Annotated in this window: 14 protein-coding genes, 3 pseudogenes and 1 riboswitch; of the genes and pseudogenes, 8 read left to right on the top strand and 9 right to left on the bottom strand. The window is 43.0% G+C overall.

All coding sequences use genetic code 11. The annotated features are described in order from the left end of the window. The first annotated feature begins 2 nt into the window (after positions 1-2). The 3 genes and pseudogenes from pucD (at position 3) to MUN89_RS17700 (ending at position 4,079) form a co-directional block, all read left to right on the top strand. A pseudogene (gene pucD / locus MUN89_RS17710) lies at positions 3-2,278 on the top strand (xanthine dehydrogenase subunit D). Then, positions 2,257-2,772: a (2Fe-2S)-binding protein gene (locus MUN89_RS17705; protein ID WP_244709074.1), complete on the top strand. Its 516-nt coding sequence runs from the start codon at positions 2,257-2,259 to the stop codon at positions 2,770-2,772. The pseudogene pucD and the gene MUN89_RS17705 overlap by 22 nt, the downstream one beginning before the upstream one ends. Before the next feature lie 110 nt (positions 2,773-2,882). After that, on the top strand, positions 2,883-4,079 hold the full coding sequence (locus tag MUN89_RS17700; RefSeq protein ID WP_244709073.1) for an amidase: 1,197 nt from the start codon (positions 2,883-2,885) through the stop codon (positions 4,077-4,079). A gap of 51 nt (positions 4,080-4,130) precedes the next feature. Here the strand turns inward: MUN89_RS17700 and MUN89_RS22030 are convergent, their stop codons facing one another. From MUN89_RS22030 to allC, 4 genes are all read right to left on the bottom strand, one after another. Next, positions 4,131-4,964, bottom strand: coding sequence for an amidohydrolase family protein (locus MUN89_RS22030; protein ID WP_318036096.1), 834 nt, complete (start codon positions 4,962-4,964; stop codon positions 4,131-4,133). 74 nt (positions 4,965-5,038) lie between these two features. After that, the gene (locus tag MUN89_RS22025; RefSeq protein ID WP_318036095.1) at positions 5,039-5,473 is read right to left on the bottom strand and encodes an amidohydrolase family protein; all 435 of its coding nucleotides are present in this window, start codon (positions 5,471-5,473) and stop codon (positions 5,039-5,041) included. A gap of 50 nt (positions 5,474-5,523) precedes the next feature. After that, positions 5,524-6,780 (bottom strand): pyridoxal-phosphate-dependent aminotransferase family protein, encoded by a 1,257-nt coding sequence (locus MUN89_RS17690; RefSeq protein ID WP_244709071.1) that lies wholly within the window; start codon positions 6,778-6,780, stop codon positions 5,524-5,526. Between the two features lie 19 nt (positions 6,781-6,799). Continuing rightward, positions 6,800-8,047 (bottom strand): allantoate deiminase, encoded by a 1,248-nt coding sequence (allC, locus tag MUN89_RS17685; protein WP_244709069.1) that lies wholly within the window; start codon positions 8,045-8,047, stop codon positions 6,800-6,802. Between the two features lie 201 nt (positions 8,048-8,248). Between allC and MUN89_RS17680 the strand changes: the two are divergent. The 3 genes and pseudogenes from MUN89_RS17680 to uraH all read left to right on the top strand — a co-directional run bounded on the left by MUN89_RS17680 (position 8,249) and on the right by uraH (position 11,851). Beyond that, positions 8,249-9,867 (top strand): annotated as a pseudogene (locus MUN89_RS17680) (PucR family transcriptional regulator). Between the two features lie 131 nt (positions 9,868-9,998). Next, positions 9,999-11,487: pseudogene (pucL, locus tag MUN89_RS17670) on the top strand (factor-independent urate hydroxylase). A 10-nt stretch (positions 11,488-11,497) separates the two neighbouring features. Continuing rightward, positions 11,498-11,851: a hydroxyisourate hydrolase gene (gene uraH, locus MUN89_RS17665; RefSeq protein ID WP_244709064.1), complete on the top strand. Its 354-nt coding sequence runs from the start codon at positions 11,498-11,500 to the stop codon at positions 11,849-11,851. Positions 11,852-12,068: 217 nt separating this feature from the next. Here the strand turns inward: uraH and MUN89_RS17660 are convergent, their stop codons facing one another. Then, entirely contained in the window at positions 12,069-12,404 is a 336-nt protein-coding gene (locus MUN89_RS17660) for a DUF3889 domain-containing protein (protein WP_244709062.1), read from the bottom strand. 195 nt (positions 12,405-12,599) lie between these two features. On the opposite strand from MUN89_RS17660, the gene MUN89_RS17655 reads away from it, so the two are divergent. Then, positions 12,600-13,322: a phosphatase PAP2 family protein gene (locus tag MUN89_RS17655; RefSeq protein ID WP_244709060.1), complete on the top strand. Its 723-nt coding sequence runs from the start codon at positions 12,600-12,602 to the stop codon at positions 13,320-13,322. Positions 13,323-13,336: 14 nt separating this feature from the next. Then, a complete protein-coding gene (locus MUN89_RS17650; RefSeq protein WP_244709058.1) occupies positions 13,337-13,498 on the top strand; it encodes a YqaE/Pmp3 family membrane protein in 162 nt (53 codons plus the stop codon). 161 nt (positions 13,499-13,659) lie between these two features. On the opposite strand, the gene queE is transcribed toward MUN89_RS17650, so the two are convergent. From queE to MUN89_RS17630, 4 genes are all read right to left on the bottom strand, one after another. After that, positions 13,660-14,388, bottom strand: coding sequence for a 7-carboxy-7-deazaguanine synthase QueE (queE, locus tag MUN89_RS17645; protein ID WP_244709056.1), 729 nt, complete (start codon positions 14,386-14,388; stop codon positions 13,660-13,662). Then, complete coding sequence (gene queD, locus MUN89_RS17640) at positions 14,381-14,842, bottom strand: 6-carboxytetrahydropterin synthase QueD (protein ID WP_244709055.1); 462 nt, start codon at positions 14,840-14,842, stop codon at positions 14,381-14,383. The genes queE and queD overlap by 8 nt, the downstream gene beginning before the upstream one ends. Next, positions 14,842-15,513 carry a 7-cyano-7-deazaguanine synthase QueC gene (gene queC, locus MUN89_RS17635; RefSeq protein WP_244709053.1) on the bottom strand — a complete coding sequence of 224 codons (672 nt, stop codon included), beginning with the start codon at positions 15,511-15,513 and terminating at the stop codon, positions 14,842-14,844. Before queC ends, queD begins: the two co-directional genes overlap by 1 nt. Positions 15,514-15,595: 82 nt before the next feature. Then, positions 15,596-15,641: riboswitch (PreQ1 riboswitch) on the bottom strand. A 96-nt stretch (positions 15,642-15,737) separates the two neighbouring features. Then, positions 15,738-16,433, bottom strand: a complete 696-nt coding sequence (locus tag MUN89_RS17630) for a TVP38/TMEM64 family protein (RefSeq protein WP_244709051.1) — start codon at positions 16,431-16,433, stop codon at positions 15,738-15,740. Between the last annotated feature and the right edge of the window lie 30 nt (positions 16,434-16,463).

Here is a 16,463-nt window from a genome sequence, read left to right as displayed (position 1 = left end):
AAATGCAGCAGATTTCTCAATATCGTCAGCGGGTAAGACCGGATGGACAAGGAAAAGTCACCGGGGATCTGCGTTATTTAAGTGACCTTTCATTTGATTCTATGCTGTATGGAAAGATATTAAGAAGCGCTTATCCTCACGCCAATATTCTTAACATTGATACATCAACAGCAGAAGAAATGGCGGGTGTAAGGGCTGTTATTACTCATAAAGATATTCCAGAACTTAATGGGTTTGGCATTATTACCCCGGATCAACCCGTGCTTTGTGAAACGCGTGTACGTTTTATCGGTGATGCCGTAGCTGCTGTAGCTGCGGACTCCCTTGAGATTGCTGAACAGGCATTACAAAGGATCCAAGTTCACTATGAAGAGCTGCCTGTTATTGATGAGATGGAAACTGCCCTGCATGAGGAGACGATGCCCATCCATGACAATGGAAACATCCTTCACGAAGCTGGCTGCCAGCAGGGAAACATGGGTGATGGTTTTGAGAATTGCAAAGCAGTGGTAGAGGAAGCTTACCTTGTTCCAAGGCAGATGCATACCTATATGGAAACAGAAGGCGGAGTCATTGTTCCAGAACCTGGGGGAGGGATAACGGCCTATGTAGGTACACAGCATGGGTATAAGGACCGTTTTCAACTATCGAGGATATTAGCAATCAAGGAAGAGAGCATTCGCGTAGTATCCAGTCCAATGGGCGGCTCGTTCGGCGGGAAGGATGAATTAAATATCCAGCCTTACGGAGCTCTTCTTGCTTTGAAGAGTGGTCGTCCAGTTAAAATTCATCAAACGAGAAAAGAATCCATGATTTCCGGGTTAAAAAGACATCCGATGAAAATTATGATGAAAACCGGAGCTGATGAGCAAGGGGTGCTGCAAGCTCATCAAGTGCGGATCCTTGCTGATACAGGTGCTTATGCAACTCTCGGGCCGGCGATACTGGACTTTGCTGTTGAACATGCTTCAGGACCTTACATCATTCCCAACATAGATATAAAAGGAAAATCAGTCTATACGAACAATGGGGTTTCCGGTGAATTTAGAGGGTTTGGAGGCAATCAAGTTACGTTCGCACTAGAGGGGCAAATGGATCGGCTGGCAGAACAACTTGGTTTGACTCCGCTAGAGTTACGAAAAAGGAATGTTCGTAAAGAAGATGATCTCGGTCCGCTAGGCCATCGAATTGCTCCAACAAGCGGGGCGGCACAAGTGCTGGACGCCGTTTCTGAACATAACAAAGTTCGCGGGAAAAAATACTATTCCAGCAGGAAGAAGCGAATAGGAACAGGAATATCGATCACGATGCATGGAGGCGGGCTTGGTTATGGACGTTTAGATCCGGCAGGGGGCGGATGTCATTGATGCCGGATGGAAAAATAGAAATTGCGTTTGGATTCGAAGAGGCAGGTCAAGGCATTTTAAACGTCATCGAAACCCTGGTGACAGCGGAATTAGGGATCGATGACAGTGACCTGTCCATCGTTCTCGGGGATACAGCAAAGGTTCCTTCTTCTGGATCGACAACCGCTTCAAGAGGGACAAGCATGGTATGGCAGGCGATGCAAAGAATGAAGCCTCAGTTCATAGAACGCGTCTTAAACGCTGCTGCAAAGCTGACTCTTTATTCACGTGAAGAACTAATGCTTGGCCCAGGGGGGATTTTTCCTTCTGATGAAAAAAGAGGATCACCACTACTCCTTTTTACGGATTTGGCCGAGGAACTTGGAGATAAGGAGTGCATTTCTATATCTACTGATTTTCAGTTTCCTACCACTCCAGATCCCGTTGACGGCGGACACTTTTTATATACCTTCAGTGCTGTACTAGCCGATGTAGAAGTAGATTTGTTAACTGGAAGAGTACGTGTACTTACGTTAGATCAATTTATTGCAGCAGGACCGGTAGTAAGTGAAATTGGCTACCGTGGTCAAATTGAAGGTGGAGGCATAATGGCGCTGGGATACACGCTGATGGAAGAGGCGTTAATGGAAAAGGGCCGGTATGTTACAGAAAACCTTGATGATTATTTAATCCCAGGTATTCAGGATTTGCCGATCCACATGAAGGTCGATCCGATCGAAGCTTTGGCGGAAGGCGACCCTCATGGCCCCAGGGGAGTCGGGGAAATCGGTACCGTAGGAGTAGCTCCAGCTATTGCGAAAGCTATTCATGATGCAACCAATCATTGGGTCAATTCCCTGCCTGTTTCTCCGGAAGAAATATTATCAGCTGTAAAGGAGAGAAAATCACAATGGAAGACTATGAAGTTGTGAACCCTAAGGAAGACATAACTGCTCCTGCTATTCAAGTTACGATTAATGAAGTATCAATAGAACTTCATGTAAGTCCGACAGAGCGTGTCGTCGATATTCTCAGGAATAAACTGGGGCTGACAGGAACGAAAATTTCCTGTGGGATTGGCAGGTGCGGCGCTTGTTCCATCCTTGTCGATGGAAAGCTGATGAACTCCTGTCTCCTGCTTGCATATCAAGTGCATCAATCGACAATTAAGACGATTGAGGGAATGAAAGTTGAGGAGCAGCTTCATCCGATCCAACAAGCCTTTCTTACGGAAGGAGGTTTTCAATGCGGTTATTGTACACCTGGGATGATCATGGCTGTCGATTCTTTGCTGAATGAAACGACTTCTCCATCGGAAACAGAAATAAGAGAGGCTTTGTCTGGGAATTTATGCAGATGTACAGGCTATGGAGGAATAATCAGGGCTGTACAAAGCCTGGCGGAAATGAAAACAGATAAATCTTAATAAGAATATTATTGCTTTATTATCATGAGTTATGTTTTAGTCATTGAAAAATGATAGCCTCTTCACTAAGAACTAAGACAAATTGTATGTATAATTCGGAGGGTTGGAATATGTCAGATCAATATCAAGGTTTTATAAACGAAGAGCTGAGATTGGTCAATAAAGGCGGTGGAGAATTAAGCGGCCGTACCTTCTCGGTAAAGGATGTATTTGCTGTAAAAGGACATAGTAACGCAGCAGGAAATCCAACATGGTTGGAGACACATAAACCCGCTGTCTCAAATGCCCCGGTGATTGATCGCTTGTTACTTCGTGGGGCGGAGCTTACTGGAATAACACATACGGATGAGCTGATGTACAGCTTGAATGGAGAAAATGTCCACTTTGGAACGCCTATAAATCCAAAAGCACCTGCCCGCATTCCCGGTGGATCTTCAAGCGGTTCAGCTGTAACTGTGGCTGGAAATGAGGTGGATTTTGCGCTTGGCACAGACACAGGGGGATCCGTACGTATCCCTTCTTCATACTGTGGTCTATTTGGATTTCGTCCTTCTCATGGAGCTATTGATATGACTGGAGTCATTCCTCTTGCTCCGAGCTTTGACACTGTAGGATGGATGGCTGGAAAGGTACAAGATTTATATAAAGTCGGAAAAGTAATCTTGAAGTCTAGTGAGAAGAAGCGAACGTTCTCACGAATTATTTTAGGAGAAGATGCTTGGGAGCTTCTGGATGTACAAACAAACAATGCTTTTTCAGAGGTATTGGAGCATTTGCATACGATCCATGGACATCTGGAAACTGTCCGGCTGTCATCAAAAGGGCTGGACAGCTGGTTCCATACGTTCAAGCATATTCAAGGATGGGAAATCTGGCAGCAGCACGGAGCATGGATAGAAGAAGAACGTCCCGTATTTGGACCAGATATTGAAGAGCGTTTTCAGTGGGCAAGAACGGTTACTGAGGATGTACTAGCCGATGCATTCTCTCACCGACGGTCGATCACAGGCATGTTGAAGGAATTACTTGGTGAGGATGGACTGCTTGTGATTCCAACAGCTCCCGGCGGACCCCCTAAACGAAATACCCCTGGTCATCTATTGCAGAATGTGAGAGGGAGGACGATGCAGCTTTCTTGTATTGCAGGGCTTGCTGGTCTGCCTCAGGTTACTTTGCCTCTGGTAGAGGTACAGGGACTGCCGGTGGGATTATCAGTAATTGCGAATGAACAGGAGGATGAAAATCTCCTCGAGTGGGTGTACCAGACAATGCCAGAAATTTCGCCTGTCGTAACAGAAACCAGTTAGCCCTTTTTTCATAAAAAGTCCGCGTCCGTTTGTTACGAAACGCGGATATTTTTATGACGTTAACCACCTTCCTTGTGGGGGGGAAGTGGATGCTGCATCTGCATAGTAAACCAATTGTCCCCTTGAAAAAGTAGCATCTATCCGGCAGGGAAACGTATGATCCATAAACAAGGTAGGCTTATGTTTTGCATAATGATTCTTTTCAGTGACAGTAAATGATTGTTTAAGGTTAATGACGGTTAAATCGGCGTCAGCTCCTCGTTCAAGTTTTCCTTTCCCGCTGAGCTTGAAGCGGCGGGCGGGATTGGCAGAAAGTAAAGCTGCGATTTTTTCAAAAGCGATATCGTATCTGAGGGCTAGCTCCATCATCGAAAGAAAGGTGAATTGGCCACCCGTAATGCCTCCCCATGCGTCCATTAAACCAGTAGATTTTAGAAGAGGCGGACATGGAGAATGATCAGAACTAATCATATCAAACTGGTCGGATTGCAGCAGTTGGATAAGCCGCTGCTGTTCTTCTTCACTTCTTAGCGGCGGAGCGCATTTTGCAATGGCTCCTTTATCTGCTAAATCCAGCTCATTAAAGAGAAGGTAATGACTGCAGGTTTCAACAGTTAAATCAAGACCTGCACGTTTCGCACACCCTATTTTCTCCACCGCTGCCTGACTGCTGATATGTACGAAATGGAGGGGACAGCCAGTCAATTCAGCGTAGTGAATCGCACGTTCCACAGCTTCTACTTCGGCTTTGATTGGACGTGTTGCTGTATAATCCTCTGCTGTAACCTCAGGTTTATTTCGTAGTTGTTCTGTTAAGTACTGTATGATTGGCCCATTCTCTGAGTGAAGGGCAAGCACTTTACCGGTTTTGGCTATTTCATGCATTCCGTGCAGCAGAGTGGCATCGTCTACAGCTTCAAATTCTTTATTTCCAGTAGGGGATAGAAAAGCTTTAAAACCTATGACCCGAGAAGGGACAATTTTTGGAGATGGTGTTCATTTCCTGGTACCAGACCTCCCCATAACCCGAAATCAATCAATGATTTCTGCTGTCCGATGGCTGCCTTTTCGTTTAAAGCTTCTGGTGTAGTCGTAGAAGGGATGCCATTTAAAGGCATGTCAAAATAAGTTGTTGCTCCGCCGGCTGCCATCATATAGGAGCCGGATGAAAAACCTTCCCAATCCTCGCGTCCTGGTTCATTGAAATGGACATGTACATCGATCATCCCCGGAAAGATGTACGTTCCTTCAGCATCATAGATTTCCTTGGCTTTCTGGGATAGATTTTTATGAATCGTCGCTATTTTTCCATCTTTGATTCCTACATCCTGTTTATCGATCCCATGCCCTGTGACAAGATCGCCATTCTTGATGATCAAGTCTAATTCTTCCATTCTGCTATCATCCTTTCATAAGACAAGCGGTTTCTTGGAAGAACCTGCTTCTATTGCCCGACCGGTTCTCTATGGATCAATGAGTAGGAGTCTAGAGCGGCTTGAAGGGCTCTTCCTGTGTGAACTCTTACTCCATGGCGGATCAGTACGGCTTCTAATGCGCCTAAAGTAAAAAGGATATTCTCTTTCCTGCAGCTATACCCCATTGTTCCGATTCTCCATATTTTTCCTTGTAAAGGACCGAATGAACTGGCAATTTCGATGCCGAATTCTTGAAGAAGCATTTGGCGGACAGACTCCCCATCGACTCCTTCAGGAATATTCACACAAGTGACTGTTGGCAGCTTGCAGCTCGGGCTGCCGAATAACGTTAATCCCATAGCTTCTAACCCGGATACTAGAGCATTCTCATGAAATTTATGCCGATTAAACCGGTTTTCCAGCCCTTCTTCCAATACAATTCTCAATCCTTCCCTTAGCGCGTATAACATAGTCGTTGCTTCTGTATGGTGATTCAATCTTCTCGAGCTCCAGTAATCTTGTAGCATGCTTAAGTCTAAATAGTTGCTTCTAATGATCGGATGATCGCGTTCAAGCTCCTGTTTGCGGTCCTCAGCAGTCGATATGCCTCTTTCTACTTTTTTACGGGCAGTTATGATTTCCTCAATTCGTTCATTGTAAGTAATAGGTGCCATCCCGGAAGGCACGGATAGACATTTCTGGGTACCGCCAACGAGCCCGTCAATAAACCATTCATCCACTTTCAAGTCTGTTCCTCCGATGGAAGCAACGCCATCGACAGTAAAGAGAACGTTCATTTCCCTGCATGCAGCACCGATCTTTTCGAGAGGCTGAAGACGTCCGGTTGATGTCTCCCCATGTACGAGAGCTACAATTTTCGGATGCACTCGCTTGATTTCCTTGATGACATCAGCTGGGTCAAATACATCTCCCCATGTGCATTCCATAGTGTGAACTTCAGCTCCATGCCGTTCGCAGATTTCAGTTAGCAAGTAGCCGAATCTGCCGAAAATAGGTACGAGAATTTTATCGCCTGGTTCTATAATGCTGCATAGCAAGGCTTCCATGCCTGATCTTGACGTTCCATCAACTGGGAAAGCCCACTTGTTTTTCGTTTGGAAAATATGTCTCAGCATTTCCATTACTTCGTTCATAATCTTAGTAAAAGCGGGATCAAATTGGCCGACTACAGGCGTGCTCATAGCCCGTAATACCCGCGGATCAACTTCGACAGGTCCCGGGGTCATAATCGTGCGGAGTGGTGTGTTTAAGTCCGAGTAGGTCATAGGGGAACTCCTTTCGTTATTAGTAAGCTAACTGGTACAGCATTCTTGTTAATACTTGAATGCCTTGCTCCAAAAATTGAGAAGACGTAAATTCTTTTGGTGAATGACTGATCCCATTCTTACTAGGAACAAACAGCAATGAAGAAGGACAGAAAGAGCCAAACATTTGCGCGTCATGACCAGCTCCGCTGAACATCGATTGATAGGAGAGGTTTTCTTCCCGAACGGCTGCTGCCATTTGTGCTTGAAGATCTTGATCCATTTGAACCGGGTCTGCTTCCAGCCATGTATGATAAGAAAGAGCGAATCCGAAATGATCAGCTTTCTGATGAAAATGGTCAAGGACTTCTCTGCAAAATTGGTCCAACATTCTTTTCTTGTAATGACGGACATCCAGAGTAAATGTGACCTCCCCGGCAATGACGTTGGAAACATTGGGCGAAGCGGTTAATTTTCCTGTCGTTGCGACCAGGTCAGAGTCTGCCTGTTCTGCTTTGTCAGTCAAATAGGTAATAAACTGTGCCGCCAATACCATCGCGTCCTTACGGAAATGCATCGGTGTTGTTCCGGCGTGATTACTCTCTCCGGATAGCTTTATCGTGTAACGACGCTGTCCTGCAATATGGCTCACCACTCCGATAGAAGTAGCTGTTTTCTCTAACACAATCCCCTGTTCGATATGGCATTCCAGAAAACATTCAATGTCTTCGCGTTTAGGATTTTGATACGTTTCAGGATCAAAACCAGCCGCCTTCATTGCTTCTAAAAGGGAAACGCCATTATGATCGTTTTTGCCGACAGCATCCTGCAAGGAATAGTTTCCGGTGATATTTCCAGAGCCCCAAAAAGTAATTGGGAATCTGCTGCCTTCTTCTTCACAAAGGGAAACAATTTCAATTGTTTTTCTAGGGTGTCCAAATTGCTTCCTTAACTTTTGGACGGCTGAGTAGCTGGCCACAATTCCGTAAACCCCGTCATATATGCCTCCGTTCACTACAGTATCAATATGCGAACCTGTTAAGATGCAGTTAGAATCAGGGTTTGTACCCTCCAATCTTCCAAATAAATTTCCTACACTATCATAATAAGTTTCTAGTCCGGACAATTCCATTTTCTTCTGTAATGCGTGCTGAGCTTCCATCCATGGCTCAGAATATAGAGGACGAGTGACGCCTCCGCTCTTGGACTGACCAAAGGAGCCCAGCCATTTAACTAAGTCTTCGGCTGTATCAGTTACTGCCGTGCTGGTTTCTCTTTTTGATGCCATCAATTAGCCCCCATTCCATGCTCTCTTAAAGCCGTTATGGCCATTATGCTTATCTTAATCGTTAGTGTATCAATTGGAAATGGATCAATCATTGGTAATTTTGTGATAAATAGAAAGAATTTTTGTGCAATTTAAATAAATTATCTAAAAATTATGATAAAATATCTGTTAAACTCTCAAGTAGTGAAAGGACTGGTGACCATGAAGGTATCGAAGGTTCTCGATGTACCGGCACTTCAAGGTGCTCAGGTCATAGCAGGAAGAGATGGCCTGGAAGAAGAAGTGCTTCATGTGAATATGATGGATGCTCCAGATATTGCTCGGTTTTTAAAACCTAATGAAATGCTGGTGACGACAGCTTATCATGTGAAAGAAGACCCTCATTCATTAGTGAAATTAGTGGAGCACATGAAAAGAGAAGGGTGTGCTGCATTAGGAATCAAAACGAAAAGATTTCTAAAGGAAATCCCCGAGGAAGTAATAGAGGCAGGAGACCGGCTATCCTTTCCTATAATCGATATCCCTCTTGAACAATCGCTGGGCGATATTGTCAATGAGATTTTAAGCAGCATTTTAGATAAAAGGACGAATGAACTGCGGTTTGCTCTCGAAACCCATAAACAGTTTACAGATCACGTCATGAGTGGGAGAGGAATTAAAACACTCATTAAAAGCTTGGCTAAAATGATTGAATACCCCGTTGTATTGCTGGATCAATATGCAAAGCCGATCGCTTACTCCCAGCCTAATGATCTCACAGCAAAAGTGATGCAGGATTTATACTTTAAAGATTCTTCCATCTTATTTCCTGATACTTCATTTTTTACATTTTCTACACTGCCTGATCAGGCTACCTATTCAGCCTTTTTAGTTTATACCCATGAGAAAAAAGCCGGTTTTCTGCTTGTGTTGGGTGAAATAAAGCCGGATGATCACTTTTCTTTGTTAACAATTGAACAAGCGACCAATGTTATTTCCTTTGAAATGATGAAAGAAAATGCTCTCAAACAACATACAAGACAGGCTAAGAATGATTTCTTCTTTAATTTTACGGAAGGCTTATTTACATCGAATGCAGAGGTGATTAACAGGGCAAAAGAGTTTTCTCTTGATAGTGAACAAAACTATATGTGTGCCATTGGAAAAATGGAAGAGCATGAATGGACGACTAACTTTACACAAAGCCGCAAGGAAATGGACTCGATCTATGAGTATATCGAAGATGAAATTGTCCGGTTATCATTGTCCACCCATCTATTTACAAAGGGAGAGCTTTGTGTCTTGTTATTTGAAGTGCATGATTCCATTGACAATGTGAACGCTTATGCAAAAAGTTCGTTGAAGTTAGTTCAAAAGCAAGTGAACCAACGGTTTGGACGTTCGTTGTCTTTTGGGTAAGCAATATCTCAAGAGGGCTGATCAATGTGAACAGTGCTTTCAGGGAGGCTTTAGATGCTCTTAAAACTGGTGAAGCTGCCGGCAAATACCAGTTTATTCAGTTGTACCAGACCAAAGATGTCATGGAATTAATGCGGCTCCTGCCAAAGGAAGATTTACAGGAATTCTATTCCCACTCCCTTTATCCCCTTCAGGTGAGAGGCTTCGATAAAGACGAAACCCTTCTGCAGACCTTATTTGTCTATTTAGAAACACACTGTCAGATTTCTGAAACGGCGAAACGGTTGTTTGTCCATCGTAATACTGTCGTCTACCGAATTGAAAAATGTGAGGAATTATTAGGGAAGAGTGTCTCTGATTCTGAAATCACTCTCCAGTTAAGGCTCGCCTTAAGAATTAAAAAACTACTGGAGCAGAATTAAGGAATAATTGTAGCTGTTGCATAGTTTTGTGAAAAAGAATTAGTGAAACTGTCTAAAGACATTTGTCAGAATATTGGATAAACTCATAGTACTCATAGAAATATTATTGATATTCTATAAGGAGGGTGGAGATGCCCAGCCTGCAAAGTCTAAATGAAGCGAATGAGAAAAATTTTACAAATTGTTTAAGCGGAATTTTTGAAAACTCCCCTTGGGTAGCCAAAAAGGTACTCAAATTCAGACCCTTTCACTCCGTCCATCATCTACATGAACGGATGGTTCAAATTGTTGCAGAATCCCCTTTAGAAGAGCAGCTGGAATTAATTCGTTCCCATCCGCACCTTGGAGCAGCCGGCATTAATATGAGTGAGGACTCAGTAAATGAGCAGCTGCAGGCGGGGTTAAAGAACCTAAGCCAGGAGGATAATGACAGCTTTCAACAACTGAATCAAGCTTATTTAGAGAAGTTTGATTTTCCATTCATATTTGCTGTCAAAGGAAAAGATAAATCGACTGTCCACAAAGTTCTGGAGGAAAGATTAACTCGATCACCAGCGATAGAGTTCGAAACGGCTTTATGTGAAATCTATCAAATTGCTATGTTCCGGCTGGAAGATAAACTTTCTATAAAAGGAGATTCTGTCTATGGACAAAGAACGTGAAATGTTTTACGGAAAACGTGATGTTTTTGCATATCGTACATATTTAAAGCCGCTGAAAGATGTCCGGCGTATTGAAGAGTCCGATTTTAACGGAAAGAGCAATGTTGTGTTTGGCATAAATGTGAGTGTCAAAGTTGGCGGGGAGCAATTTCTCCCGTCGTTTACACAGGGAGATAATTCGATGGTTGTAGCGACAGATTCGATGAAAAATTTCATTCAAAAACATTTAGGCAGTTATGAAGGCTGCACGATCGAAGGATTTCTTGCTTATACAGCACAAGCTTTTCTTAATAAATATTCTCATTTTGAAAGTGTAGAGATGAAAGGAGAGGAAATTCCTTTTGAATCTGCTCGGGCACTTACATCAACCAGGCTTACAGAGAGTGATGTCGTCTTTAAGCATTCGCGTAATGAGACCGTAGCAGCTTCTTGTCATTACATCCGCAAGGAAGAAAAAATTTTATTGAAAAGTCAGCAGAGCTCTTTATACGATTTACAGTTAATAAAGGTCAGCGGGAATTCTTTTGTTGGTTACATTCAGGATGAATATACTACACTTCCGGAAGATGGCAATCGACCGCTGTTTATTTATTTAAATATTCATTGGCAGTATCATGACAAAAAGCTTGCTTATGGGGAAGAAGCAGAAAGCTACGTAGCTGCCGAACAAGTGAAGGATATCGCTGCTTGTGTGTTCCATGAACAATCTACACCTTCTATCCAGAACCTTATCTATCATATTGGTCTCCGTATATTAGCTAGATTCCCTCAACTAAAAGATGTAACATTCGAATCTCAAAACCGGACCTGGGAAACAGTTGTTGGGGAAATTCCCGGATCAGCGGGAAAGGTCTATACAGAACCGCGTCCTCCCTATGGCTTTCAAGTCTTTACGGTTACACATGAGGACCTTGTTCATCATGAAGGTTCCGCACTAGAGTCTCACAGTACTTATTAAGGAGGAACGTATGACTGGCTTAACGACGCATGTGTTAGATTTATCCCATGGGCTTCCTGCTTCTCAGGTGAGAATTGATCTTTTCCGTATCGACGAAGATGATCGGGAGTATTTAGGAACCAGCCGGACGAATGAAGATGGACGTCTAAGCCATCCCTTATTAAAAGGAGGGGAGATGGAACGAGGAATCTACGAGGTTGTTTTTTATATCGGTGAGTATTTCCAGAGAAAAAGAAAGGAAAGAAATGAACCTCATTTTTTAACGACGGTGCCTGTCCGTTTTGGAATCAGTGATCCTTCTCAACCTTATCACGTCCCTCTGCTCGTATCGCCGTGGGGATATCAAGTCTATCGAGGAAGTTAAAATAAATGAAAACAAGATGTAAGAAGGCGTCTGCCTCTTACATCTTGTTTCGTTAACTGTCGGTATTCTCATCCTTCCATTATAATAGTTATTCCCACCTATTTTTTGTAAAAAATCTATTATACAAACTAAATAATTATTTGTTTAATAAAAAAAGCCACACCTTTCACAGGAAGTGGCTTTTGGAATAAAGGTGAAGCTTTATGGAAACTGTATGCTAGGATAAATCCTGAAGCTCATCAAAGTAGACATCAATGAGTTTATTTTGAGGTTTATTCACGAGCACATAAACGAGTACGTCTTTTTTCTGCTGGTTTTCATTTTCCAATACAAATTTGAAGTTAAATTGTTCTCGGTTGTCAGAAATAAAAACCTTCCCGTCATATTCATACTCGGTAAGATTCCAGCCTGGATATTTTTTCGCTGTTTCTTCAACAGCCGTTTTGCCCCACTGGGCATATTCCGGCTGTCTGGCAAACCCAGAACTGAAGGCAAAAGCAAGAATAGAAATGACGATTAAAAACGCAGCTCCTCTGAAATGAGAGTGTTTCATAAGCTTCCTCCTTTCTATATCATTATCGTTCGTTGGAAAAGATGTTTTATACTTATGAATTCAGTAAAAGCTATAAGGGAAACAGGCGTGAACTTAGGGGGGAAAGAGGCTCTGCCAAATGGGTTTTGTCTACTGTAGATAAGGGAAATAAAAACAAAATAAACGGAAGTAGCAGTGGTGTCAGGAGGTTTTGGCGTGCTGTTTTCAGGAACAAAGATAACCGATCTTTCTAAAGCTTCCCTCGTCATTCTAATTCTTGGTTTCTTTTCAGCGGGAGCTTGCTTTTATATATTTTCAGAGCTGGCAGAGGATGTTTTGGAACATGAGAAATTTATTGCTGATCAAATGGCAATCGATGTTGTCAGTCATATGAAGACGCCCTGGCTAGATACTGCAGCGGGCTGGATTACGGAAACAGGCTCTGTGATGTGGCTGACGGTTAGTTCTGTTATCGTCATTCTTTATTTAATCTACTTTTCAAAATTAAGTAAATGGGTTCCCATTTTTTTTGCAGTCACAATGGCTGGAATCAGTACACTTACTAAAACCCTGAAAGCTTTTTTCGCCCGGCAGCGTCCGGAAATAGTAGCGAAGTATGATGCTACAGGTTTCAGCTTTCCGAGTGGTCATTCCACAGGTTCAATGGTGTTTTATGGATTTATTATTTATTTAATCATCATCAGTCCTATAAAAAAACAATGGAAATATACGTTCGCTGTCTGTTTATCGGTTTACATTCTACTCATTGGTTTCAGCCGTGTATACTTAGGAGTTCATTATTTCACCGATATTCTAGCCGGATTCACTTTTGGTTTTATCTGGCTGGCTGTATGCATAGCCGCTCTGGAGCTGACCATGTGGAACCAGCGAAGAAGAGATCGAAGGACAACAAGCAGGACAAACACAATTATGAAATAGAAGGAGGAGTTCTAATGTTATATATCCTGGCGATTTTTGTTCCGCCTTTAGCCGTTTTGTTTACAGGAAAGCCGTTGAAAGCCCTGCTTAACCTGCTGCTCACCTTGGTTTTTTACGTACCTGGAGCTGTACATGCTGCTGTTGTAGTGAAAGGTCATTATGACAGTAAAAAATAAATAGCTTTTGAGAAGCATGGAATCTTTTCATGCTTTTTTAATGATCGAGGAGAACATGAGATATAAAAAATGCAAAGAGTCACCAAAAATATTAAGTTCCTTGAAGAAAGAAAAAGCCGGATTCCGCTTATAGAATCCGGCTTTTTTAAAATTACAGCTTGTTATACACCGCGTTTATTTCCCCAAACGAGGGCATGGACTTGCGGCAGCACCCGCACGCGGTTAAGTTTGGCAGATGCGACAACCTTGTCAATCAGCCATTCATACTTGTCTAACAACTCACTGGCAAGCGAAGCGGGTTTATTTTCTTCCAAATCGTCATTTCCGACCTGCAAATAAAAGTCCACATCAGGGTAGCGTTCATGCACAAACTCGGCGTATTTTAGATCTTCATCATTAAAGATCACTACTTTGAGACTCGTGTGTGACAGGCGGTCGTGATCCTTTAATTTTTGTAAAATATCATCCAGAACGGTCCAGTTAGTTTTCATCATAGAACTAGGTGGTTTAGGAGAAATCGTCAAATCATCGATCAATGGAAACCAATCCTGCCAGCGGCTTCCTTGTGTTTCCAAGGCAACTTCAATTCCTTGCTCATGGAGGGGAGTAATCAGCTCGCTAAGCTTAGCCAAAAGCGCAGGGTTGCCACCGGAAATCGTCACGTGGTCGAATTGGCTGCCGCCGACCTGATAGAGTCTTTCGATGATTTGGTCTGCTGTTAAGCGTTCGATTTCTTCTTTTGCACTGCCGTCCCAAGTAAAAGCGGAATCGCACCAGGCACAGCTGTAATCACAGCCGGCTGTTCTGACAAACATCGTTTTCCGGCCGACGACCATCCCTTCACCTTGAATGGTTGGTCCGAAGATTTCCAGTACTGGGAATTTATTCATGTTCCATCCACTCCCGTCTGACCTCTGCATAGCTTGTCGGCGTTTCAAAAAGCTTCACAAATTCGACACGGGTTTCATCATTTCTTAACGCCTCGACCATCTTTTCATAAATCCAGACGACCATATTTTCTGCTGTTGTATTCATATTTGGGAGCGTCTCATTTAAATAGCGGTGGTCGAGATGAATTTCAATTTGCTCTTTCCAGATTTTTTTAATATCGCCAAAATCCATAACGATCCCGATCTCATTAACAAATCCGCTGATTCCGAAGATCACTTTATAGGTGTGGCCATGAAGATTTTTACATTTTCCTTCGTAGCAATGAAGGTGATGGGCGGCATCAAACGTGAATTCTTTGCTTACTAATACGCGCTTGCTATGGTATTTGAGCTCGTGGCGTTTGATATCCTGATCAATCTTTTGCAGATTTTCTACAATAGTAAACCCGTACATCAGCCATTTACCTCCTCAAGCTTTCTCAAGTAAGTTTCCAGTCCATTTTGCCGCAGCTTGCAGGCTGGACACTCTCCGCAGCCATCACCGCGAACTCCATGATAGCAGGTTAGCGTATTCTCCCTGACGTAATGGAAGGCATCCAGATCATCCGCGAGTTCCCAGGTCTCTGCTTTATCGAGCCACATCAGCGGAGTGTGAATAACAAATTCATCGTCCATGGACAGGTTTAATGAGACATTTAATGATTTAATGAACACATCCCGGCAGTCAGGATAACCGCTGAAGTCTGTTTCACATACTCCGGTAACCACATGTTTGGCGCCGATTTGCTTAGCAAGAATCGCTGCAAATGATAAAAACAGTAAATTCCTTCCTGGAACAAAAGTAGAAGGCAGACCCCCGTCTTCTTCAGCATCTTTAACTTCTATATCGTCCCGCGTGAGGGCATTAGGGGCAAGCTGATTTAAAAGGGACATATCCAGCACATGGTGCTTGACGTCTAAGTCTTCAGCAATTTCTTTGGCTACGTTTATTTCTTCGTTGTGCCGCTGGTTATAATCAAAGGTTACAGTTTCTACTTCTTCATATTTTTTTAGAGCCCAGAATAGACACGTCGTACTGTCCTGGCCGCCGCTGAATACGACAACGGCTTTCTCGTTTTTTTTCATAAAAAAATTCTCCTTTCCACAGAAAAAGAGAATTCCACTCACCCAAAAACATAAAAAAATCATACCTAAGGCTAGGTATGGTCTATCCTTAGTTTTTTATAGAGGGTGTAGCTAGGAACCTCTCCTGCACGTGTGGCAGATTTATATTCAATGACTAACTTCATCTAGTATAACAAATAGGAGGAAAAAGGAGAAGAGGTACGGACATCTTTTTTTGATATCCGTCAGGCACTGCTTCTCAGCTCCTTCACTTCTTCTTTCAATTTTTCAGTATCGTAGTTGTCTTCGATATTCTTTTTCATTTTAATTCCTAGAGCTGCAATGGTAACGAGAATAACACTTAAGATCAGCAGATTTCCTGGTTTTAATGTGAGCATACTGGAACCAAATAAACCGAGCATAAGCGATCCGGGGATAGTGCCGACGAGTGTGCCGAGCGTGTATTTCCAATCCTGCACCTCCGTTTTAGCACAGATGTAGGTTAACAGATCGAAGTTAACTGCGGGGATGAGACGAAGCATCATCACGGCCTTCAACCCATTTTTCTCGAGCTCCTTTTTGAGCTGGCTGAGATTCCGGCAGTTCGATAATTCCACGCTTTTACTTGCATATTTCAATGCAGAAAATGACACAATTCCGCCTAAAGTGGTTCCTATGACAATATAAACCGCTCCCAAGTATGGGCCGAATACAAGCCCGCAGGCAACAGCCACAATGGATAAAGGAATTAAGGTAAAGGGTCGCAGGATAAAAATCAGCATAAAGACGAACGGAGCCCAACCGTGTAGCTGTTTCATCCAATCAGCAACTGTTTTCGGTTTAATGTGAATAAAGAGCTGGTTGATGAGCACAATCAGGCCAGCGGCAGAGAGTAATATGAGTATTTTTATGATAAAGCTTTTCAGCTGACTGCTATTCATTAAAATCTCCCTTCTATACGCATATTTTTT

This window comes from Halobacillus salinarum (assembly GCF_022919095.1).
Lineage (GTDB): Bacteria > Bacillota > Bacilli > Bacillales > Halobacillaceae > Halobacillus_B > Halobacillus_B salinarum.
This window is presented reverse-complemented; position numbering and strand designations above follow the sequence as displayed.